This is a genomic window from Streptomyces novaecaesareae (assembly GCF_000716875.1).
Classification (GTDB): domain Bacteria; phylum Actinomycetota; class Actinomycetes; order Streptomycetales; family Streptomycetaceae; genus Kitasatospora; species Kitasatospora novaecaesareae.
Genome location: NZ_JNWQ01000023.1, coordinates 30,801 through 51,725 on the forward strand (window position 1 = coordinate 30,801; position 20,925 = coordinate 51,725).

General features: G+C 72.8%; 19 protein-coding genes. 6 read left to right on the plus strand and 13 right to left on the minus strand.

Annotated elements, in window-relative coordinates:
* The first annotated feature begins 54 nt into the window (after positions 1–54).
* The gene (gene exaC / locus OP86_RS11395) at positions 55–1,578 is read left to right on the plus strand and encodes an acetaldehyde dehydrogenase ExaC (RefSeq protein WP_030056553.1); all 1,524 of its coding nucleotides are present in this window, start codon (positions 55–57) and stop codon (positions 1,576–1,578) included.
* Between the two features lie 257 nt (positions 1,579–1,835).
* Entirely contained in the window at positions 1,836–2,159 is a 324-nt protein-coding gene (locus OP86_RS11400; protein WP_030056552.1) for a nuclear transport factor 2 family protein, read from the plus strand.
* A 9-nt stretch (positions 2,160–2,168) separates the two neighbouring features.
* On the opposite strand, the gene OP86_RS11405 is transcribed toward OP86_RS11400, so the two are convergent.
* Positions 2,169–3,389: a serine hydrolase domain-containing protein gene (locus OP86_RS11405; RefSeq protein WP_030056551.1), complete on the minus strand. Its 1,221-nt coding sequence runs from the start codon at positions 3,387–3,389 to the stop codon at positions 2,169–2,171.
* 118 nt (positions 3,390–3,507) lie between these two features.
* On the opposite strand from OP86_RS11405, the gene OP86_RS11410 reads away from it, so the two are divergent.
* The 3 genes from OP86_RS11410 to OP86_RS11420 all read left to right on the plus strand — a co-directional run bounded on the left by OP86_RS11410 (position 3,508) and on the right by OP86_RS11420 (position 7,043).
* Entirely contained in the window at positions 3,508–4,026 is a 519-nt protein-coding gene (locus OP86_RS11410; protein WP_030056550.1) for an NUDIX hydrolase, read from the plus strand.
* 94 nt (positions 4,027–4,120) lie between these two features.
* The gene (locus OP86_RS11415; RefSeq protein ID WP_078588921.1) at positions 4,121–4,942 is read left to right on the plus strand and encodes a TetR/AcrR family transcriptional regulator; all 822 of its coding nucleotides are present in this window, start codon (positions 4,121–4,123) and stop codon (positions 4,940–4,942) included.
* Positions 4,943–5,195: 253 nt separating this feature from the next.
* Entirely contained in the window at positions 5,196–7,043 is a 1,848-nt protein-coding gene (locus OP86_RS11420) for a hypothetical protein (RefSeq protein ID WP_030056548.1), read from the plus strand.
* Positions 7,044–7,315: 272 nt separating this feature from the next.
* On the opposite strand, the gene OP86_RS11425 is transcribed toward OP86_RS11420, so the two are convergent.
* The 11 genes from OP86_RS11425 to OP86_RS11475 all read right to left on the minus strand — a co-directional run bounded on the left by OP86_RS11425 (position 7,316) and on the right by OP86_RS11475 (position 18,292).
* Entirely contained in the window at positions 7,316–8,026 is a 711-nt protein-coding gene (locus OP86_RS11425) for a spermidine synthase family protein (RefSeq protein ID WP_051829964.1), read from the minus strand.
* Between the two features lie 168 nt (positions 8,027–8,194).
* Positions 8,195–9,226, minus strand: a complete 1,032-nt coding sequence (locus tag OP86_RS11430) for a YeiH family protein (protein ID WP_051829973.1) — start codon at positions 9,224–9,226, stop codon at positions 8,195–8,197.
* A 74-nt stretch (positions 9,227–9,300) separates the two neighbouring features.
* Positions 9,301–9,894 carry a cysteine dioxygenase family protein gene (locus OP86_RS11435; protein WP_051829965.1) on the minus strand — a complete coding sequence of 198 codons (594 nt, stop codon included), beginning with the start codon at positions 9,892–9,894 and terminating at the stop codon, positions 9,301–9,303.
* 76 nt (positions 9,895–9,970) lie between these two features.
* Positions 9,971–10,876 carry a LysR family transcriptional regulator gene (locus OP86_RS11440; protein ID WP_030056543.1) on the minus strand — a complete coding sequence of 302 codons (906 nt, stop codon included), beginning with the start codon at positions 10,874–10,876 and terminating at the stop codon, positions 9,971–9,973.
* A 116-nt stretch (positions 10,877–10,992) separates the two neighbouring features.
* Positions 10,993–11,862 carry an amino acid ABC transporter permease gene (locus OP86_RS11445; RefSeq protein WP_033331614.1) on the minus strand — a complete coding sequence of 290 codons (870 nt, stop codon included), beginning with the start codon at positions 11,860–11,862 and terminating at the stop codon, positions 10,993–10,995.
* Positions 11,859–12,503, minus strand: coding sequence for an amino acid ABC transporter permease (locus OP86_RS11450; protein WP_030056541.1), 645 nt, complete (start codon positions 12,501–12,503; stop codon positions 11,859–11,861). Before OP86_RS11450 ends, OP86_RS11445 begins: the two co-directional genes overlap by 4 nt.
* A gap of 12 nt (positions 12,504–12,515) precedes the next feature.
* Positions 12,516–13,439, minus strand: a complete 924-nt coding sequence (locus OP86_RS11455; protein WP_167344202.1) for a glutamate ABC transporter substrate-binding protein — start codon at positions 13,437–13,439, stop codon at positions 12,516–12,518.
* A 9-nt stretch (positions 13,440–13,448) separates the two neighbouring features.
* Positions 13,449–14,168 (minus strand): amino acid ABC transporter ATP-binding protein, encoded by a 720-nt coding sequence (locus tag OP86_RS11460; RefSeq protein ID WP_030258229.1) that lies wholly within the window; start codon positions 14,166–14,168, stop codon positions 13,449–13,451.
* 56 nt (positions 14,169–14,224) lie between these two features.
* Positions 14,225–14,470: a lipopolysaccharide assembly protein LapA domain-containing protein gene (locus OP86_RS11465; protein ID WP_030056537.1), complete on the minus strand. Its 246-nt coding sequence runs from the start codon at positions 14,468–14,470 to the stop codon at positions 14,225–14,227.
* 146 nt (positions 14,471–14,616) lie between these two features.
* Positions 14,617–16,389 (minus strand): ABC transporter ATP-binding protein, encoded by a 1,773-nt coding sequence (locus tag OP86_RS11470; RefSeq protein ID WP_030056536.1) that lies wholly within the window; start codon positions 16,387–16,389, stop codon positions 14,617–14,619.
* A 127-nt stretch (positions 16,390–16,516) separates the two neighbouring features.
* On the minus strand, positions 16,517–18,292 hold the full coding sequence (locus OP86_RS11475; protein WP_030056535.1) for an ABC transporter transmembrane domain-containing protein: 1,776 nt from the start codon (positions 18,290–18,292) through the stop codon (positions 16,517–16,519).
* Positions 18,293–18,821: 529 nt separating this feature from the next.
* Between OP86_RS11475 and OP86_RS37935 the strand changes: the two genes are divergently transcribed.
* A complete protein-coding gene (locus tag OP86_RS37935) occupies positions 18,822–19,685 on the plus strand; it encodes an aldo/keto reductase (protein WP_030056534.1) in 864 nt (287 codons plus the stop codon).
* A gap of 216 nt (positions 19,686–19,901) precedes the next feature.
* Here the strand turns inward: OP86_RS37935 and OP86_RS37940 are convergent, their stop codons facing one another.
* Complete coding sequence (locus OP86_RS37940; protein WP_078653578.1) at positions 19,902–20,798, minus strand: MarR family winged helix-turn-helix transcriptional regulator; 897 nt, start codon at positions 20,796–20,798, stop codon at positions 19,902–19,904.
* Positions 20,799–20,925: the final 127 nt, after the last annotated feature.

Sequence of the window (20,925 nt, forward strand, 5' to 3'; positions counted from 1 at the left end):
CGCCCCGGCCCTCCCGCCGGACGGCGCCCGACGTCGCGAGGAGACACCAAGAGCATGACGGTCTACCAGCCCCCCGGCGCACCCGGCAGCATCGTCGCCTACCGCTCCCGGTACGAGCACTGGATAGCCGGCGGATGGACGCCCCCGGTGCGCGGCGAGTACTTCGACGACCCGACGCCCGTCACCGGCGAGGTGTTCACCGAGGTCGCCCGCGGCACCGCCGAGGACATCGAGGCCGCCCTGGACGCGGCCCACGCCGCCGCCCCCGCCTGGGGCCGGACCCCGGCCGCCGAGCGGGCCCAGGTGCTGCTGCGGATCGCGGACCGGATAGAGGCCAACCTGGAGCAGCTGGCCGTCGCGGAGAGCTGGGAGAACGGCAAGCCGGTGCGCGAGACGCTGGCCGCCGACCTCCCGCTGGCCGTCGACCACCTGCGGTACTTCGCCGGCGCGCTGCGCGCCCAGGAGGGCAGCCTCTCCCAGCTGGACGAGGACACCGTGGCGTACCACTTCCACGAGCCGCTGGGCGTGGTCGGCCAGATCATCCCGTGGAACTTCCCGATCCTGATGGCGATCTGGAAGCTCGCCCCGGCGCTCGCGGCCGGCAACGCGGTGGTGCTCAAGCCCGCCGAGCAGACCCCGGCTTCCGTGCTGCTGCTCGCCGAGCTGACCGCCGACCTGCTGCCGCCCGGCGTGCTCAACATCGTCACCGGCTTCGGCGAGGAGGCGGGCGCCCCGCTCTCCGCCAGCCCGCGGATCCGCAAGCTCGCCTTCACCGGCGAGACCGGCACCGGTCGGCTGATCGCCCGCGCGGCGGCCGACAACCTGATCCCGGTCACCCTGGAGCTCGGCGGCAAGAGCCCCAACGTGTTCTTCGCGGACGTCGCCGCCGCCTCGGACGCCTTCTACGACAAGGCCGTCGAGGGCTTCGCGATGTTCGCCCTCAACCAGGGCGAGGTCTGCACCTGTCCCAGCCGCGCGCTGATCGACTCCGCGATCTACGAGCGACTGCTCGGCGACGGCCTGGAGCGGGTGCGCGCGATGCGCCAGGGCGACCCGCTGGACACCGAGACCCAGGTCGGCGCCCAGGCCAGTGTCGAACAGCTGAAGAAGATCCTCTCGTACTTCGAGATCGGCCGGGCCGAGGGCGCCAAGGTGCTCGTCGGCGGCGAGCGCGCCGACCTCGGCGGCTCCCTGGCCGGCGGCTACTACGTGACGCCGACCGTCTTCGAGGGCGACAACTCGATGCGGGTCTTCCAGGAGGAGATCTTCGGCCCGGTGGTCTCGGTGACCCGCTTCGACGGCTTCGACCAGGCCGTCGCCCTCGCCAACGACACCCAGTACGGGCTCGGCGCGGGCGTGTGGACCCGCAGCCTCAACACCGCCCACCGGGCCGGGCGCGCCATCCAGGCAGGTCGCGTGTGGACCAACTGCTACCACGCCTACCCGGCACATGCCGCCTTCGGCGGGTACAAGAACTCCGGCATCGGGCGGGAGAACCACAAGGCGCTGCTGGAGCACTACCAGCAGACCAAGAACCTGCTGGTCAGCTACTCCCCCGACGCGGTCGGCTTCTTCTAGGCCGGGCCCTGCGAAAGTGTGGAGCGGGAGACCGGTCCCGGTCTCCCGCTCCACCGCCACTCCCCGCGGCGGGCACTCGGGTCAAACCCACTCGGGTCAAACCCACTCGGGTCAAACCACGGGGCAAAACCACCCGTCTCAGGATCTAAGCACATGAATCCTGCTATTTTTCCCGACGCGCCGCCGACATGCCCGGACAGACCCTGCGAACGCCCTAGAACAGGACTCCCCAACACCCTTCAACCCGGGAGTCCCGCATGACCATCGCCGTCTCCAAGCTCTCCGACCCGGCCGTCCGCGACTTCGTCACCGCGATCAACGCGGGCGACCGCCAGGCCTTCCTCGCCCTGCTCACGCCGGACGCGACCATGTCCGACGACGGCTCCGACCGGGACCTACAGGACTGGATCGACCGGGAGATCTTCAGCTCCCACGGCCACATGGAGGTCCAGACCGAAGCGGACAGCGGCCGCGCACTGATCGCCAACTTCCGCAACGAGGCCTGGGGCGAGATGCGCACCGCCTGGCGCTTCACGGTCGACGGCGGGAAGATCAGTCGCTTCGACACCGGCCAGGCGTAGCGCCCCGGCTCACGACAGCCCCAGGCACCCCCGCACCGCGCGGATCAGGTTCCGCGAGCGGATGTCCCCGGTCACGCCCGGCTGCATGCCGTTGGTGACGTAGCCGAAGCCCAGCCCCAGCTCCGGGTCGGCGAAGCCCAGCGAGCCGCCCCGGCCGGGGTGTCCGAAGCTCGCCGGGGAGGCCATCGGCGCGGTCGGGCCGTGTCGCCAGAAGCCCAGCCCGAAAGTGGAGTTGACGATCAGTACCCGGTCCGGCCCGCTGACCGCCGGCCCGGCCGCGCGGGTCAGCACCTCGGGTCCGAGCAGCGGCGGCAGCAGCGCGCCGGAGCCGTCCGGACGGTCCGCCGCGCCGATCAGCGCCGCGTAGAAGCGGGCCAGCGAACGGGCGGTGCCGATGCCACCGGCGCCGGGGATCTCGGCGGCCTGCACCGCCGGGTCGTTCATGTTCACCCCGGGGAGCACCGAGGCGAAGGCCCGCGCGGTCAGCGAGGACGGATCCTGGTAGGCGTCCCGGACGGACTGCTTGGGCCGCAGCCGCAGCCCGCTCGGGCCGGTCCGGGCCGCCTCCGGGGCGGGCAGGTCGACCAGCTTGCCGACCCGCGGCGCGGCCCCGGCCGGCAGCCCGATCCACAGGTCCAGCCCGAGCGGCCGGGCGATCTCCTCGGCGAAGTACTGCCCGATCGTCCGACCGCTCACCCGCCGCACCACCTCCCCGACCAACCAGCCGAAGGTGTACGGGTGGTAGCCGTGCGCCGTCCCCGGCTCCCAGGCGGGCGCCTGGGCGGCGACCGCGGCGACAGCGCGCTCCCAGGTGAGCACGTCCTCCAGCCGCAGCGGCACGTCCAGCGCGGGCACCCCGACCTGGTGCGAGAGCAGCCAGCGCACCGGCACCCCGCCCTTGCCCTCGGCGGCGAACTCCGGCCAGTACGAGGCCACCGGCGCGTCCAGGTCGAGCAGGCCGCGCTCGACGGCCAGCAGCGCGGCGGTCGCGGTCAGCCCCTTGGTCACCGAGCGCAGCACCTGCGCGGTGTCCGCCGTCCACGGCACCGCCGGCGCGGGCCGCCCGCCCACCTCGGGCCGGGCGTCACCGCCCCACAGGTCGACCACCTTGCGGCCGCGCACGTACAGCGCGAAGGCCGCGCCGAGCTCGCCGTACTCGACGAAGTTCCGCGCGAAGGCCGCCCGTACGGGCTCGAACCCCTCGGCCGTCTCGCCCCAGATCTCCACCACCGCGCGCCGCCTCCAGCCGTCCTGACCGTCATCGTCCGTCGTCCGTCGTCGTCCACCCGCGTTCGAAGGTCCGTGGAAATCCGTTCGAACCGAGCCCCGAAACCCTAACCTGTCCCTCATGACCAACCCTGCCGAAGAGCTGCTGGACGTCGTCGACGAACACGACCGGGTGATCGGGACCGCCCTGCGCGGCGAGGTCTACCGGCGCGGCCTGATCCACCGCTGCGTCTTCGTCCTGGTCCGCGACCCGGCCGGGCGGATCTTCGTGCACCGCCGCACCGACACCAAGCTGTTCGCCCCCGGCGCCTACGACATGTTCGTCGGCGGCGTGGTCGGCTCCGGCGAGAGCTACGCCGAGGCCTCCGTCCGCGAGGCCGAGGAGGAGCTCGGCGTCCACGGCATCGTCCCGCGCCCGCTGTTCAAGTTCCTCTTCCGGGAGCCGGACAACGGCAAGCTCTCCTGGTGGTGCGACATGTACGAGGCGGAGTGGGACGGCCCGGTCGCCCCGCAGGAGTCCGAGATCGCCTGGCACGCCTGGCTCGCCCCCGACGAACTCGCCGAGCGCGTCACCCGCGACACCTTCGTCCCTGACGGCCTCGACGCCTACCGCCGCTACCTGGACTTCCGGGCCGCATAGGGCGTACAGCCCGCCTGCGGCCCGGGCCCTACGGGCCGTACGGCCTGTTCAGGCCGCATGGGCCGCCGGGCGACCGCCGGATAGGCTGGCGCGCATGGCCTCCCGCACGCCGTCCCCGACGGCCGACCGCGCAGCACGGACCTCCGCACCCGACCGGGCGGCGGCGGGTGAGCGGCCGCGCCGACGGCTGAGCGTGGACGAACGGCGGGAGCAGCTGATCGCGGTCGCTCTGGAGCTGTTCAGCCGGCGCCCGCCGGAGGAGGTGTCGATCGACGACATCGCCGCCGCCGCGGGCGCCTCCCGGCCGCTCGTCTACCACTACTTCCCCGGCAAGCAGGCGCTGTACGAGGAGTCGCTGCGGCGGGCCGGGCAGGAGCTGTCGGCCCGCTTCGAGGAGCCCATGGAGGGGCCGCTGTCGGAGCGGCTGTACCGGGTGATGGGCCGCTACCTGGACTTCGTGCACAGCCACGGACCGGGCTTCGCCGCACTGCTGCGGGGCGGCTCGGTGGCGGCCAGCGCGGGCACCTCGGCGGTGATCGACGACGTGCGCCGGGCCGCCCAGGAACAGATCCTGGCCCATCTGGCCGTCCCCACGCCCAGCCCCGGGCTGCGGCTGACCGTCCGGGCCTGGATCGCCAACGCCGAGATCACCTCGCTGGAGTGGCTGGGCGAGCGCTCGGTGCCGCTGGAGGAGCTGCAGTTGCACCTGGTGCAGGAGTTCGTCGCGGCGCTCACCCTCACCGCCGCCCGGGAGCCGGCGCTCGCCGCGGAACTGGCCTCCTTCTTCGCGGACGAGCACCCGCAGGGGCCGACCGGGCGCCTGGTACGGGACCTCGCCGGGCTGTTCGCCGTCCCGGGGATCCTCGACGCGGTCACCGCGCTCGCCGCCGAATCCACGGACGAACCGTCCCCGTAGGCCACCGAAGTGCCGGTACGGCGCCGGGCCCAGCCGTGCCCAGCCGTGCCCAGCCGTGCCCACGGCGGTGCTCACGGCGGAGTCCTCGGTGGGGCGGCCCGATCGCCCGAGTGATCATCGGGTCATCCTGCGGTTCGGTCAGGACGGTGGCCTCTGATAGGAATGGGCGGGGATCTGACGGCACGCCGCCACGGCGCGCCCGGTCCCACCCGAACCACCGACAGCAGACGGAGCAGAGCGGGGGGCTCACCAGTTGACCCAGGACGTCCAGTTCAGCGCGGAGGCCAACCCCTTCGCGGCAGCCGAGCAGGTCTGCGCGACCCTCGGCACGCTCACCGACGCCCTCTTCGACGAGCACACCTCGCGCCACCCGGCGGCCTCGCTGAGCGCCCCACGCCTGGCCGGGCACCCCGCCGCCGAGGCGCTGTTCGGCCTGCCGCTCGCCCCCAACGGACCGGTGCACACCGCGCTCGACCGGCTCGGCACGGTGATCACCGCCGGGACCGCCCGTCCGGGCACCGGCGCGCCGGTCGCCGAACGGGTGATCACCGCCCTGCAGGCCCGCTACGGCGGCGGAGCGGTGCGCGGCGCCATCGCCGACCGGGGCACCACCTCGGCCGCGCTGTTCCAGCTTCCGGTCACCGGCGAGTTCGCCGACGCCAAGCTGCGCCCGCCGTTCGCCCCCGCACTGGCCGCGCTGGCGGCCGGGCAGCAGACCCGGCAGCCGGTCGAACTGCCCACCGGCGCGGGCGCCGAGGTCCGGCTGGTCGTCCCTACCGGCTTCCACCCGCTGACCTCCCCGGGCGGGCCCCCGGGAGTCTCCGCCCGTACCGTGCCCCCGCTGCGGGCCGACACGGACCTGACCGACGCGGACCGGACCGACGGTGCCTCCCCCGCCACCGTGGCCGCGGCCGAAGAGCTGACCGGGCACCTGGCCGAGGTCGCCGAGGAACTGTTCAGCGCCACCGGCCGCGAACCGCGCCGCGACTTCGCGGTGATCTCCGCCACCCTGGCCGACCTGATCCACGACGCGGGCGTCGTGTACGCGGGCGTCTGCGCCCTGGAGCTGGACGGCCGTAGCTCGGACGCCGCCCTCGTCGTCTCGCTCGCCCCTCACCCGCTGCCGATCACCGCGCTCGCCACCGAGCTGGCCACCGTCCGACGGCACGCCGAGGTGTGGACGGTCCTGCTGCCGGCCGGCCCGGCCGCCGTCCTGGTCGAGGGGCGGACCGTCCCGGTGCCCGGGCCACTGGCCGCCGACGGGCAGCGGCGCTGGGTCGTCACCTCCGCCGTCCAGGCCTTCGTCCCGCTGCCCGACGGCGGAACGGTGCTGTGCGCGCAGCTGTCCACGGCCCGGCCGGAGGACTGGGAGCTGTACACCGAGGCCTTCGCGGAGCTGCTGAAGAGCATCCAGTTCGGCTGGGACGGCGAGCCCGCCCCGGTGGTGCCCGCCCCGGCGCCGGCTCCGGCTTTCACGACCGCTCCCGCCCCCGTCGAAGCGGACGCCGAGAAGGGCGCCGTGAAGGAGGCGGAGCGGGAGGCGAAGGACGAGGCGGAGGAGGAGCCGGACGAGGTACCGGTGCACCTGCGCGGTACCCCGGTACGGGTGCCGCCTGCGGACTTCAACCCGTTCGCCCCGGTCTCCGAGCAGCCCGCCGTCGAGGCCGCGGCGGCCGAGGAGCAGTCGCCGCACAAGGGCACGCCGGTCATGGTCCCGCCGCCGGACTTCAACCCCTTCGCCATGCCGGACCTCCCGTCCACGCCGGCCGAGCAGCCGAGCACGGCGCCCGCGGCCGCCGACCCGTTCGGCACCACGGTCTCGGCCGAGCAGAAGAACGACCCGTTCGGCACCACCGTCACCCCACAGGGCCCGGCCGTCCCCCCGCCGCCCTCGACCCCGCCCGTCATCCCGGCACCGGCACCGGCCGCCGCGACGGAGACCGCGGGCGAGCAGGAGTCGCCGCGCAAGGGCACGCCGGTCATGGTCCCGCCGCCGGACTTCAACCCCTTCGCCATGCCGGAGCTCCCGTCCACGCCGGCCGAGCAGCCGGAGGCCGGGGCGGAGACGGAGGCGGCACCGGAGCACCGCCCGTTCGGGTAACAGATGACGGCTGACAGGTAACAGATTTCAGATTTCGTTCGCTGAAATCCGTCAGCTGAAATCTGTCATCTGTTACCTGTCACCCGTCAGCCGTCGACCGCCGGCTGTCACCCGCCACGCGACCGCGCCGCGACCGCCAGTGCGATGGCGGTCTGGGGGTTTCCGCTCTCAGTCACCGGCCGTTACCGTCCGCCCGACCCTCAACTGCCCCCGGGGAGAGGCCCGATGGGGCGATCACCGCCAACCACCCGGCACGACGGCCGAGTTCACCCTCAGCCCGCGCGTCGCGCCAGGTGCACCACGTCCGGCACCCCGCGCGACACCGGGATCTCGTGCGTCACCACATCCGAGAACCCCGCCGCCCGCAGCGCCTCCTCGAAGGCCGACGACGGCTGCGCGCTCCACACCGCCAGCACGCCGCCCGGCCGCAGCCGGTGCCAGAGCACCGCGAGCCCGTCCGCGCCGTACAGCCCGTTGTTGGAGTCGGTGACCGTCCAGTCCGGCCCGTTGTCGATGTCCAGGCACAGCGCGTCGTAGCGCTCGCCGTCCGCCGCCGCGAGGTACTCCAGCAGGTCGGTGTGGAGCACCGCGACCCGCTCGTCGTCGAGCGCACCGCCCGAGAAGGCGCCGAGCGGGCCGTTCCGGTGCCAGTCGATGATCGCGGTCTCCCGCTCGACGATGGCGATCCGCCCCCAGCACGACTCGGCCACCGCGTACGCCAGCGAGAAGCCGACCCCGAGGCCGCCGATCAGCACCGACGGCCGGTCGACCCGCCCGCCGGTGCGGTTCAGCTCGTCCAGCGCCGCCTGGATCAGCAGCCGCTCCGAGCGTCCGTCGGCGGTGTCCATGAGGAAGCAGCCGTTGGCGATGATCTCGAAGTGCCGACCGCGCTGTCGCAGCACCACCTCGCCGAACGGTCCTTCCCGTCGGTCGAGCGTGACGACGGCCTCGTGGCCGTCCCGCTCGGGCAGTGCGGTGGTCATCCGTCCTCCTGGCGGACTCGGGCGAACTCAGGCGAACCCGCGTGAGCTCGAACGAACTCTGGCGAACTCCGGCGAACCCGCCTGCCGAACCGCCCCGGTACGAGCACCGGACCGTCCCGGTGCGGACGAGTACCCGCCCGACAATAGCCGAGTCCGCACCCGCTCCCGTCAGGTCGTGATCAGCACCCCGGCGTAGGAGGCGCCCGCGACGACCACCCAGGAGCCGAGCCCGAGCAGGGCGATCCGCCCGCCGGTCCGGATCATGGTCGGCAGGTGCACCGCGCTGCCGAGTCCGAACAACGCGGCGGCCAGCAGGAGTTCCTGGGCGTCCCCGGCCAGGCCGAGCGCCCGCTCGGGCAGCACGCCGGTGGTCCGCAGGACGATCATCGCGAGGAACCCCGCGACGAACAGCGGCACGATCGTCGGCCGGCTGCCGGCCTTCACCGAATTCTCGGCCCCACCCGAGCCCCCACCCGAGCCCGCAGCCGCCCCCCGCAGGTTCCGCCGCACCACGACGGCCACCCCCGCGACCAGCGGCGCCAGCAGCACCACGCGCATCAGCTTGACCAGCACCGCCTCGCGCAGCGCCCCCACCCCGCCGGTCTGCGCGGTGGCGACGACCTGCCCGACGTCGTGCACGCTCGCGCCGACCCAGCGCCCGAACTCCACCTCGCCGAGCCCGAGCGGCTGCTGGAGCAGTGGCAGGACGGCGATCGCCAGCGTCCCGCACAGGGTGACCAGCGCCACCGAGGCCGCGACGTCCTCCTCCTCGCTGCCCGCCGCCTGGCTGACCGCGCCGATCGCCGAGGCGCCGCAGATCGAGTACCCGGTGGCGACCAGCAGCGGCTGGTCCCCGGGCAGGCCGAGCCTCCGGCCCAGCCAGAGCGTCCCCGCGAAGGTGGCGGCGACCACCGCGAGCACCATGGCGACGGTGGCCCAGCCGAGGCCGAGCACGTCGTCCAGGCTGAGCTTGAGCCCGAGCAGGACGATCCCGAGCCGCATCAGCCGCTTCCCGGCCGTGGAGAGCCCCGACCGGGCGACCCCGCGGACCACCGGCCGCAGTCCCGGCAGGTGGGCCGCGGCCATACCGAGCACGACGGCGGCGGTGAGCTTGGGCACCGCCGGCACCACCGCGTGGACGCCGACGGCGGCGGCCACCCCGAGGGCCGCGAGCAGCAGCCCCGGGGCGTCGCCGCGCATCGGGGGCAGTGAGCGGGTACGGAGCGGGCGGGTTCGGGCGGCGCGCTGCTTGAGGGTGAGTGCCACGCCGCCGCTCACTGCTCCTGGTCGGCGGGGAGCCGGTAGACCCGCCGGATGCTGGTGCCGAGCCGCGAGACGTCCGCGCCGTACACGTGGATGGAGATGGCCGTGCTGCTACAGGCGTTGCGCACCAGGTGGATGTCGCCGGGCGGGGCGAAGGCGGCGACGGTGCCGGCCGGGCCGGCCACGTGCTCGGTCTCGACCAGCCGGGCGGTGCGGCCGTCGGAGACCAGCCGGTAGCGGGTCTCGCTCTCCTGGCCCCGGTGGACGCCGGCCACGCACCAGGACACGTGGTCATGGATCGGGGTCTGCTGCCCGGGCAGCCAGACCAGGGCGACGACGGAGAAGCTGCCGTCCTCCTCGGCGTGCAGGACGTGCTGGCGGTAGCGCTGCGGGTCGCCCTCGCACTGGGCGGGGGTGAGCAGCGCGTCGGGCCCGTCCTGGTCGGCGAGGAGGTGCGGGGCGAGGCGCTCGCCGACCAGGTAGGCGGTGAGCTCCGGGGGCAGTCCGCGGTCCACGACGGCGCGGATCTCACTGATCAGCGCCGCCATCCGCTCGGTGAGCCGGTCGGTGAGCCGGTCGGTGCCGACTGTGGCTGGGGGTGTCATGCCAGCAGGTTCGGACCTACGGACCTATCACGTCCAAGGAGGGTTCGTAAGCGATACCCCTACCCCGACTTATGGATCAGCAGCCCACCCGGCTCGCCGCCGCCTGCCGCAGGTGGTCCAGCACCAGTCCGGTGGCCGGGATGCGGCGGTGCTCGCGCAGCACGTACGCGCTCACCTGCCGCCGCAGGTGCGGCTCGACGGCCCGCCCGGTGACCTTGCGGTGGCACATGAAGGAGAGCACCAGCGCGGGCATGAGGGCGATCCCGACCCCGGCGGCGACGAGGGACTGCACCGCGAGGTTGTCGTCGGTGGAGAAGACGATGTCCGGCGCGAAGCCCTCCTCCGCGCACACGTGCAGCAGGTTGGCCCGACATCGCGGGCAGCCGGCGATCCAGCGCTCGCCGTCGAGGTCGGCGAGCCGTACGGCGTGCCGGCGGCCGAGCGGGTGCCCGACCGGCAGCAGCACCGTGAGCAGGTCCTCCATCAGCGGGATCTCGTCCAGCCCGTCCGGCACCTCGGTGGCCGCGCCCGGGTAGCGGAAGGCCAGGGCGATGTCGCACTCCCCGCGCAGCAGCCGCTGGACGGAGTCCGGCGGCTCGGCCTCCAGCAGCTCGACGCGTACGCCGGGGTGCTCGGCGAGCAGCCGGGCCATCGCCTCGGGTATCAGGGTGGCGTTGGCGCTGGGGAAGGCGCAGACCCGCACCCGCCCGGCGCGCAGCCGGGCGAGCGCGGCGAGCTGCTGCTGGGCGGCGGACATGCTGCCGAGGATGACCTCGGCGTGCCGGGAGAGCGCCTCGCCCGCCTCGGTGAGCCGCAGCCCGCGCCCGGCGCGGGTGAACAGCGGGACGCCGACGGTGCGTTCGAGGGCCTTCATCTGCTGGGTGATGGCGGGCTGGGTGTAGCCGAGTTCGCGGGCGGCGGCCGAGTACGAACCGGCCCGCACGACCTCGTGGAAGGTCCTGATGTGTCGCGAGTCGAACACCGGCTCCATGGCCCCTCCGCCCATCGTCCGTCGCCTGCCCCGCAATCATAAGAGGAATTTGGAGCCTTCGGACCTAACCCCACGGACACCTATGGTTAAGGATCGAACCATCCTTCTCACTGCTGAGCCGACGGCGGCAGCCCCATCGCCACCCCGGCCTCGACCACCGGCGCCCCGCCCCGCATGCTCGGGCTGCGCCGGCTGCGCTTCTCGACGAAGCGGGCGAGCCAGGAGAGCAGCAGGCACATGCCGATGTAGATCGGCGCGATCACGATCACGACCGGGATGAACGGCAGGTCGTAGTCCAGGTTGGTGGCGATCAGCTTGCCCGCGTGCAGGAACTCCTCGTAGGTGATCAGGAAGCCCAGCGAGGTGTCCTTGAGCGCGACCACCAGCTGGCTGATGATGGCCGGCAGCATCGCCCGGTTGGCCTGCGGCACGAGCACGTACGTCATCACCTGGGTCTTGCGCATGCCCAGCGCGTACGCCGCCTCCCGCTGCCCCTTGGGCACCGCGAGCACGCCGGCCCGGAACACCTCGGCCAGCACCGAGCCGTTGTAGAGCACCAGTCCGGCCACCAGCGCCCAGAGCGGCTGCACCTTGAGCGCGACGAACACGAAGAAGATCATCACCAGCAGCGGCATGGCTCGGAAGAACTCGACCACCAGCGTGGAGAACCAGCGCACCACCCGATGGTCGGACAGCCGCCCGGCCGCGAACAGCGCGCCGAAGGGCAGCGCGAACAGCACCGTCCAGCCGAAGGCCTGCAGGGTGTTGCCGAGCCCGCGCAGCAGCAGGTCCTGTACGCCCCGGTACTCGAAGGGCTCCCACTTGGCGTAGGTGAACTGGTGGGTGTGGAACAGCATGTAGACGATCCAGGCGATCACGCCCGCGATCACCAGCAGCGCGATCCCGCCGTACAGCCGGTGGCGGGCGAGCGCCTTCGGGCCGGGGATGTCGTACAGCGCCGAGGATTCAACGGTCATCGGGACACCGCCACTCGTCGTTCCAGCAGGTTGAAGACGGCGCTGATGGCCAGGGTGATGATCAGGTAGCCGACGGCGATCCAGACGAAGGTCCAGACGATGCTGTAGCCCAGCTCGTTGATGGTCCGGTAGGTGCCCAGCAGTTCGGTGACGCTGAACGAGCCGGCGATCGCCGTGTTCTTCGCCAGCGCGATCATCACACTGCCGATCGGCGCCACCACCGAGCGGTACGCCTGCGGCAGCACCACCAGGCTCATCGTCTGCCCGAAGTTCATGCCGAGGCTGCGGGCCGCCTCGCCCTGCCCGGTCGGCACGGTGTTGACGCCCGAGCGCATCGCCTCGCAGACGAAGGCCGAGGTGTAGCAGCCGAGCGCGAGCACGGCGAAGGTGTAGAAGGGCAGGGTGATGTCGAACCGGGGCAGGCCCAGCACCACGATGAAGAACAGCAGGGTCAGCGGCGTGTTGCGCAGCACCGTCACCCATGCCGTCCCGAACACCCGCAGCGGTCTGATCGGCGAGACCCGGAAGCTCGCGATCAGCACCCCCAGCACCAGCGACAGCACGGCGCTCACCGCGAACAGCGAGAGCGTGCCGAGGAAGCCGTCCCAGTAGGTCGACCAGTTGTCGGTCAGCGTTTTCACGGCGCGGCCCTCTCAGTACCGGTCGATCTGCGGCGGGTTCGGCGCGGTTTCCCCGGAGAGCCCGAGGGTCGCCTCGAAGGCCTTCTTCCAGTCGCCGTTCTGCTCGTGCTGCTGCAGCGCGTCGTCCAGCGCCAGGCGCAGCACGGTGTCGTTCTTCGGCACCCCGATCCCGTACGGCTCGGTCGAGAACAGCGGGCCGACCACCTTGAGCTCGTCCGGCACCTTGGCCGCGTAGCCGAGCAGGATCGCGTTGTCCGTGGTCACCGCGTCGACCTGGTTGGTGATCAGGTTGTCCACGCAGGCCGAGTAGGTGTCGTAGCCGATCAGCTTGGCCTTCGGGTACTTCGACTGGATGCGCTGGTACGGCGTGGAGCCGGCCGCCGAACAGACCTTCTTCCCGTTCAGGTCCTGCGGGCCGTGGATGCTGTTGTCGTTCTTTCGCACCAGCAGCGACTGCCCGGCGACGAAGTACGGCCCGGCGAAGCCGACCAGCTTCTTCCGGTTGTCGTTGATGGTGTAGGTGCCGACGTAGTAGTCCACCTGGCCGTTCTGCAGCGCGGTCTCGCGGTTCGCCGAGGCGATCGTCTTGAACTGGATCTTGTTCGGCGGGAAGCCGAGGGAGGCGCCGACCATCTTGGCGATCTCGATGTCGAAGCCGGAGTACTCGCCGGTGGCCGGGTTCTTCTGGCCCAGGTACGGCTGGTCCTCCTTGGCACCGACCACCAGATGGCCCCGGCTGCGGGCGGCGTCCAGGGTCGGCGAGCCGGTGATCGACGAGGCGTCCTGCACCTGGTAGCTGGGCAGCGCGCTGGGCTGCGGGCCCTTCGGCGGCGGGGTGCCGGCCTTGCCGCAGCCCGTCGCCAGCGCGGCGAGCAGCAGGGCGGCGGCGAGCACGCGCGTCCCCGCCCGCGCGCCGGGCGTCGTCTCACGGTTCACGGCGCCGCCTCAGTGCTTCAGGATCTTGGACAGGAAGTCCCGGGCGCGCTCGCTCTCGGGGGCTCTGAAGAAGTCCTCCGGGGCGCGGTCCTCGACGATCCGGCCGTCCGCCATGAACACCACCCGGTTCGCGGAGGCCCGGGCGAAGCCCATCTCGTGGGTGACCACGACCATCGTCATGCCCTCGTGCGCGAGCTGGCGCATGACGTCCAGCACCTCGTTGATCATCTCGGGGTCGAGCGCCGAGGTGGGCTCGTCGAACAGCAGCGCCTTGGGGTCCATGGCGAGCGCGCGGGCGATCGCGACCCGCTGCTGCTGGCCGCCGGAGAGCTGGGCCGGGTACTTGTCGGCCTGCGACGCGAGACCGACCCGCTCCAGCAGCGCGCGGGACTTGGTCTCCGCCTCCGCCTTGGGCCGGCCGCGGACCTTGATCTGCGCGAGCGAGACGTTCTGCAACACGGTCTTGTGCGCGAACAGGTTGAAGGACTGGAACACCATGCCGACCTCGGCCCGCAGCCGGGCGAGCCCCTTGCCCTCCTCGGGCAGCGGTTCGCCGTCGATCAGGATGGTGCCGTTCTCGATCGGTTCCAGCCGGTTGATCGCGCGGCAGAGCGTGGACTTGCCGGATCCTGACGGACCGATGACCACGACGACCTCGCCGCGGCCCACCGTCAGTTCGATGTCCTGCAACACGTGCAGGTCCCCGAAGTGCTTGTTGACCCCGCGCATCTCGATGAGCGGGGTGAAGGCCGAGGGGCCGCCCTGGGACGGCCCGGGAGCTGAGGTCACCGGTTGCGCCGCCCCTTCAGCAGCCAGCCCAGCACTCCGCCCGCGACGAGCGTGGCCAGCAGCGCGATCCAGAGCGGCGCGGTGACGGTGAACACCCAGAACTGGATCTTCACCTTGTCGAGGTTGGCGAACAGGAACCACACGGCGAGGATGACGATGACGCCGATCCCGACGTAGCGCGTGGGGATCCCGCCGATCTCACCGCGCGGGGAGCGGGACGAGCCGTCCGAAGTCTTGGTCACCGGAGCAGTCTGCGGGCCGGGCCGCCGTTTTGCCCGGATACGCGCCCTTCCGGGCCAGGGAGTAACCCGCACGGGGCAATCCGACCCCGTGCGGGTTTGAGCTCCGGCGCGACCGGTCGTGCCCTACCGCTCGCGCCCTCGCATCCCTACCGCTCGTCCCGCCACGAGCGCCAGAGCGCCGCGTACGGTCCGCCCGCCGCGACCAGCTCCGGGTGGCTGCCGTACTCGCTGATCCGCCCGCCCTCGACCACCGCGATCACGTCCGCGTCGTGCGCGGTGTGCAAGCGGTGGGCGATGGCGATGACCGTCCGGCCCTCCAGCACGCGGGAGAGCGAGCGCTCCAGGTGCCGGGCGGCGCGCGGGTCGAGCAGCGAGGTGGCCTCGTCCAGCACCAGGGTGTGCGGATCGGCCAGCACGAGCCGGGCCAGCGCCAGTTGCTGGGCCTGCGGCGGGGTCAGCGAGGTGCCGCCCGAGCCCACCTCGGTGTCCAGCCCCTCCGGCAGGGCGTCCACCCAGGCACCGGCGTCCACCGCGTCCAGCGCGGCCCGCAGCTCGGTGTCGTCCGCGTCGGGCGCGGCCAGCCGCAGGTTGTCCCGCAGGGTGCCGACGAAGACGTGGTGCTCCTGGTTCACCAGGGCCACCTCGGCGCGCACCCGCTCGGCCGGCATCCGCGACAGCGCCGCCCCGCCGAGGGTCACACTGCCGCCGCCGGGGGCGTAGATCCCGGCCAGCAGCCGCCCGAGGGTGGACTTTCCCGCCCCGGACGGCCCGACCAGCGCGACCCTGCTGCCCGGGGCGACGTCCAGGCTGATCCCGTGCAGGACGTCCGCGCCCTCGCGGTAGCCGAACCGGACGTCCCGGGCCTCCACCCGGCGGCCGTCCGGGCGGGCGGACTCGTCCCCCTCGTGCTCCGGCACCTCGCGCACGCCGACCAGCCGGGCCAGCGAGGCCTGCCCGATCTGCAGCTCGTCGTACCAGCGCAGGATCAGGTCCACCGGGCCGGTCAGCATCTGCGCGTACAGCACGCCGGTGGTCAACTGGCCGACGGTGATCCAACCCCGGAGTGTGAACAGCCCACCGAGCACCAGCGTCGCGAGCACCGCCGCGGTGTAGACCGCGTCGATGGTCGGGAACCAGACCGAGCGCAGCCACAGGGTGTAGCGCTCCCAGGCCAGCCACTCGCGCAGCTTGCGGTCGGTCAGCCGGATCCGCTCGTCACCCAACCGCAGCGCCTCGACCGTCCGCCCGGCGTCCACCGTCTCGGCCAGGACGGTGTTCACCGCGGCGTACCCGGCCGACTCGTTGCGGTAGGACTGCGGCGCGCGCCGGAAGTACCAGCGGGAGGTGGCCAGCAGCAGCGGCAGGCCGACCAGCGAGGTCAGCGCGAGCACCGGCGAGGTGACCAGCAGCGCGCCGAGCAGCAGCAGCAACGACACCACCGCGACGGCGAGTTCGGGCACCGCCTCGCGGACCGACTTGTCCAGCCGGTCGACGTCCGTGGTGCCCCGGGAGACCAGGTCCCCCGTGCCGGCCCGCTCCAGCACGCCGGTCGGCAGCGCGACCGAGCGGACCAGGAAGTCCTCGCGCAGGTCGGCCAGCACCCGCTCGCCGAGCACCGCGCCGCGCATCCGCGACCAGCCGGTGAAGGCGGCCTGCGCCACCAACGCCAGCAGGTACCAGGCGACGGCCACCGTGATCGTGGACCCGGTGGTGCCGGTGGCCAGCGACTCGACCAGGCTGCCGAGCACCCACGGCCCGACCAGCCCGGCCAGCGTGGCCACCGAGTGCAGCGCCACCACCACGGAGAACCCGCCGCGGTGCCGCCGCGCGAGCAGGATCAGGTACCCGCGCACGGCGGCCGGCGAGCCGACCGGCAGGGTGGCGGTCGGCCCCTGCTCCTCATGGACGGGGGGCTTCATGACGTACTCCTCGTGTGCGTCGCACGGCAGTTGACGGACCGGCCCACGGACCGGCCCCCAGACCGGTTCACCGGCCGGCTCCCCGGCCGGCTCACGGACCTATTCACGGACCTGTTCACGGACCTGTTCACACGGCCTCACCCACCGGCTGGGCCGCCGCCTCGTCGCGGGTGACCACGGCCCGGTAGGCCGGCTCGGACCGCATCAGCTCCCGGTGCCGCCCGGCCGCGGCCACCCGGCCGTCGCGCAGCAGCACCACCCGGTCCGCCTGGTCGAGCAGCAGCGGGCTGGTCGCGAACACCACGGTGGTGCGGCCCGCCCGGGTGTCCCGCAGCCCGGTGGCGATCCTGGACTCGGTGTGGGCGTCCACCGCGCTGGTCGGCTCGTCCAGCACCAGGACCGGCGGGTCCGCCAACAGGGCCCGGGCCAGGGCGAGCCGCTGGCGCTGCCCACCGGACAGCGAGCGCCCGCGCTCGGTGATCCGGGCGCGCATCGGGTCGCCCGCGCACTCCGGCGAGCCGTCCACCAGCGCCTCCAGCACGTCGTCCGACCGGGCGGCGGCCAGCGCCTCGGGCGCCGAGAGCCGGCCCGAGGACGGGACGTCGAACAGTTCGGCCAGCGTGCCCGAGAGCAGCACCGGCTCCTTGTCGTGGACCAGCACCGCCACCCTGGCCTCGGCCAGCGGCACCGTGTCCAGTTCCGTACCGCCGAGCCGCACGGAGGGCTGCTCCTGCTCGCCCTCGGCCAGCGGGACGTGGCCGCCGAGCCGTTCGGCGAGCGCCCCCGCGAAGTCCGGGTCTCCGCAGACCACCGCGGTCAGCTCGCCGGCCCGCGCGGTGAGCCCGCTCACCGGGTCGTGGAGGTCGGCCTTGGCCGGCCTGGTCAGCGAGGCCTCGGCCGCGCCCACGGTCCGGCTGAGCGACAGCACCCGGGCGGCCCGCCCGGAGGAGACCCGGGCGACGCTCCAGGCATGCGCCGCCTCGCCCAGGATCCGTAGCGGCGCCGCCAGGAAGGCGGTCGCGCCGTACACCGCGATCAGGGTGCCGACGGCGAGCTCGCCGGAGGCCGCCAGCCGGGCTCCGTACCACGTGACACCGACCACGAACAGGCCTGGCAGCAGTACCTGTTGGGCCTGCATCAGGGACCAGATCCGGGCCGATCGCACGGCCGCCGCCCGGACCTTCTGGGACGCGGCCCGGTACCGCTCCAGGAACAGCTCCTCGCCGCCGATGCCGCGCAGCACCCGCAGCCCGGCCACCGTGTCGGCGGCCAGCTCGGTGGCCTTTCCGCCCAGCGCGCGCTGCTGCTCGTAGCGCCGCTCGAACGGCCCGATCAACGGCCAGACCGAGGCGGCCAGGACCGGGACGCCGAGCAGCACCCCGACGCCCAGCACCGGCTCGACCACCAGCACCACCGAGCTGACGGCCAGCCAGACGATCACCGCGGACCGGACCCGGGCGACCAGCTCGACGTACCAGGCGATCCGCTCGACGTCCCCGCTGCCGACCGCGACGACCTCTCCGGTGGCGATCCGACGGGACAGCCCGGCCCCGAGGTGCGAGGCCTGCCGCGCCACCAACTGCCGCACCTGGCACGCGGCGTGCATCCAGTTCCAGACCGCCTGGCGGTGCGCCAGGACGGTGCCCGTAGCGGCGCCCGCGGCGAGCAGCAGGGCGAGCCCGCCGGCCCGCCAGATCCCGCCGGCGTCACCGTCGACGGCGGCCTGCACACCCAGGCCGAGCGGTATCGGCAGGGCGGCCTGACACCCCATCTCGAGCAGGGTCCACCAGGTGGCGAGCAACTGCCCGCGCCGCTGGCTGCGCTGCAGCCAGCGCAGGAAGGCCATGGGTGAGGCGAGGTCGGGACTGCCGGGATCGGCCAACGGCAGGGAGGAGAGCGGCATGACACTCCGATACGAACGGTGCGGAGGTACGGGGGAACACGTGGCACACGGGGAACACGGGTGCGAACGGGCACGCGCCGTACGGCACGGCGGCCCGGCTCACCCGAACGGCCCGAGCCGACGGGCGACGGCTGCGCGGCGCGAGGGCGCGGCGACTCGACACGTCCGGCGGGAGCACCGGACGGACACGGGAAGGGCACGAAGGGCCCTGATTTCAGGAGGTCATGTCCGCGAGCCTGCCAACCCCGATGTGACCTGCGCAACAGGTTTTCCGTCGCCGCACCCGACCGCCCGAACGACGGACCCCCGGTCGACCACCCGCCCGACCACCCCACCCGCGCACACCCGCCCACGCAGCCTCACCAGGGGCCTCCGATGCCACCCCCCGACGGGCCTCGACCCCCCGACACCCCCGCCCGAGCCCCTGCAAACCTTCGCCCAAAATTCGCCCATTCGGCGGGAACAATCCCGTTCCACAGCCAGTTGCCCCCCACTGGAAGCACCAACGACCAGGAGGGCACCCCGTCCCGTGAGCAACATCCCGAGCGTCACCCTCAATGACGGCGCGCAGATCCCGCAGCTCGGCTTCGGCGTGTGGCAGGTCCCGGACGGCGAGGCCACCGCCGCCGTGCGCTCCGCGATCGAGGCGGGCTACCGCTCCATCGACACCGCCGCCATCTACGAGAACGAGGCAGGCACCGGGGCGGCGATCGCCGAGGCACTGACGGGCGGCGTCGCCCGCGAGGACCTCTACATCACCACCAAGCTGTGGAACTCCGGCACCCGCGACTGGTCCGGCGAGCAGGGCCGCGACGCGGTGCTGCGCGAGTTCGACGCCTCGCTGGCCAAGCTCGGCCTCGACTACCTCGACCTGTACCTGATCCACTGGCCGCGCCCGATGCACGGCAGCTACCTGAACGTCTGGAAGGCGCTTGAGCAGCTGAAGGCGGACGGCCGGGTCAAGTCGATCGGCGTCTCCAACTTCGGCACCGAGCAGCTGACCCGCCTGCTCGACGAGGCCTCGGTCGTCCCGGTGCTGAACCAGGTCGAGCTGCACCCGTACTTCCCGCAGGAGGAGCTGCGCGCCTTCCACGCCCAGCACGGCATCGCCACCGAGGCGTGGAGCCCGCTGGGTCAGGGCGGCGAGCTGCTCGCCGAGCCGGCCCTGGTGAAGATCGCCGAGAAGCACGGCCGTACGGTCGCCCAGGTCGTGCTCCGCTGGCACCTGCAGAGCGGCGTGATCGCCATCCCGAAGTCGGTCACCCCGTCCCGGATCCGGGAGAACCTGGACGTCGCCGGCTTCGAGCTGGACGCCGAGGACCTCACCGCGATCGCCGCCGTCGCCACCGGCAAGCGCATCGGGCCGGACCCGCAGGGCTTCGACTGGAACTGACCCCAGCCCAGGCACTGACCCAGCCGTCGCAGGCCCCGTACCCGGGCTCCCGCGACGGCGCAGGGCCTCTCGGGCCCTGACAGCCGGTCACACCGAAGACCGCCCACACCATTCAGGAGCGGGCGGTCTTCGGCGTGCCACGATTCACCGGGCCGACAGCGACAGGCTCTCGGTCATTTGGCGAATCGTTTTGGCTGTTGTTCCCAAGGCTTGGCCTTAAAGCCTTGCCGCCTTGGCGATGAGTGCGAGCGCAGCCTCGTGCTCGCCGTCCTCCAGCGGAGCCAGCAGCAGCCGCTGGACCTCGGCCACCCCGGCGGCCGAGCGGTGCAGCAGGTCCTGTCCCGCCGGTGAGAGCGAGAGCAGGTTGCGCCGACCGTCCGAGGGGTCACGCCTGCGCTGCACCAGACCTCGGCGCACCAGCCGGCTCACCATCTCGGCCATCGTGGCCTTGTCCAGCGAGGCCAGCTCGCCGACCGTGCGCTGGTCGGCGCCCGGTTCCAGCTCCAGCGCGTCCAGCACCGCGTACTGCGGGGCCGTCAGCTCGGAGCCGACGTGCTCCGACCAGAGCTTGGTGTGCACCTGCTGGCTCACCCTGATCAGGTAGCCGATCGCCCGCTGGGCGTCCAGTATCGGCCGCGCGTCCGTGAAGACGGCGACCGCGGCGGGCTCCAGCCTGGCTATCTTGGCCATCACCCGGACGACCTCGACCTGCTCCTCCGCGCTGAGCGGCTCGAACAGGACGCGCTGCACGCGGACCACACCTCCGGTGGCCTCGCGCACCGCCTGGGCGCCGCTCTGCGAGAGTGCGAGCAGCTTGCGCCGGCCGTCGGCCGGGTCGCGCCTGCGCAGCACCAGGCCGCGGCGGACCAGCCGCGCGACCATCTCGGCCATCGTGGCCTTGTCCAGCGAGGCGCGCTCGCCGACCGTCCGCTGGTCCGCACCCGGTTCGAGGGCCAGGACCAACAGCACGGCGAACTGTGGAGCCGTGAGATCGGCTCCGACGTGCTCGGACCACAGACGGGTGTGAACCTGCTGTGCAACACGAATCAGGTGCCCGGGCGACTGCTGCAGTCGCGCGGACACGCGGGTTGTCGGGATCTCCCCCAGCACCATGTATCCGTCCCGATGTCACACCCGGTGTGTGTGGGACACCCGGGTGGGGCAGTAACGGCGAGTGGGCGTCCAGCTATGAGGGAGGGCGCTCCAGCCGTGCAGCCGGTGGCTGCTGGCGGACACTATA

Bases quoted from the DNA above. Each gene is read 5' to 3' on its own strand.
- exaC (WP_030056553.1), top strand. From the start codon at position 55: ATGACGGTCTACCAGCCCCCCGGCGCACCCGGCAGCATCGTCGCCTAC.
- OP86_RS11400 (WP_030056552.1), top strand. From the start codon at position 1,836: ATGACCATCGCCGTCTCCAAGCTCTCCGACCCGGCCGTCCGCGACTTC.
- OP86_RS11410 (WP_030056550.1), top strand. From the start codon at position 3,508: ATGACCAACCCTGCCGAAGAGCTGCTGGACGTCGTCGACGAACACGAC.
- OP86_RS11415 (WP_078588921.1), top strand. From the start codon at position 4,121: ATGGCCTCCCGCACGCCGTCCCCGACGGCCGACCGCGCAGCACGGACC.
- OP86_RS11425 (WP_051829964.1), bottom strand. From the start codon at position 8,026: ATGACCACCGCACTGCCCGAGCGGGACGGCCACGAGGCCGTCGTCACG.
- OP86_RS11430 (WP_051829973.1), bottom strand. From the start codon at position 9,226: ATGCGCGGCGACGCCCCGGGGCTGCTGCTCGCGGCCCTCGGGGTGGCC.
- OP86_RS11435 (WP_051829965.1), bottom strand. From the start codon at position 9,894: ATGACACCCCCAGCCACAGTCGGCACCGACCGGCTCACCGACCGGCTC.
- OP86_RS11445 (WP_033331614.1), bottom strand. From the start codon at position 11,862: ATGACCGTTGAATCCTCGGCGCTGTACGACATCCCCGGCCCGAAGGCG.
- OP86_RS11460 (WP_030258229.1), bottom strand. From the start codon at position 14,168: ATGCGCGGGGTCAACAAGCACTTCGGGGACCTGCACGTGTTGCAGGAC.
- OP86_RS11470 (WP_030056536.1), bottom strand. From the start codon at position 16,389: ATGAAGCCCCCCGTCCATGAGGAGCAGGGGCCGACCGCCACCCTGCCG.
- OP86_RS11475 (WP_030056535.1), bottom strand. From the start codon at position 18,292: ATGCCGCTCTCCTCCCTGCCGTTGGCCGATCCCGGCAGTCCCGACCTC.
- OP86_RS37940 (WP_078653578.1), bottom strand. From the start codon at position 20,798: ATGGTGCTGGGGGAGATCCCGACAACCCGCGTGTCCGCGCGACTGCAG.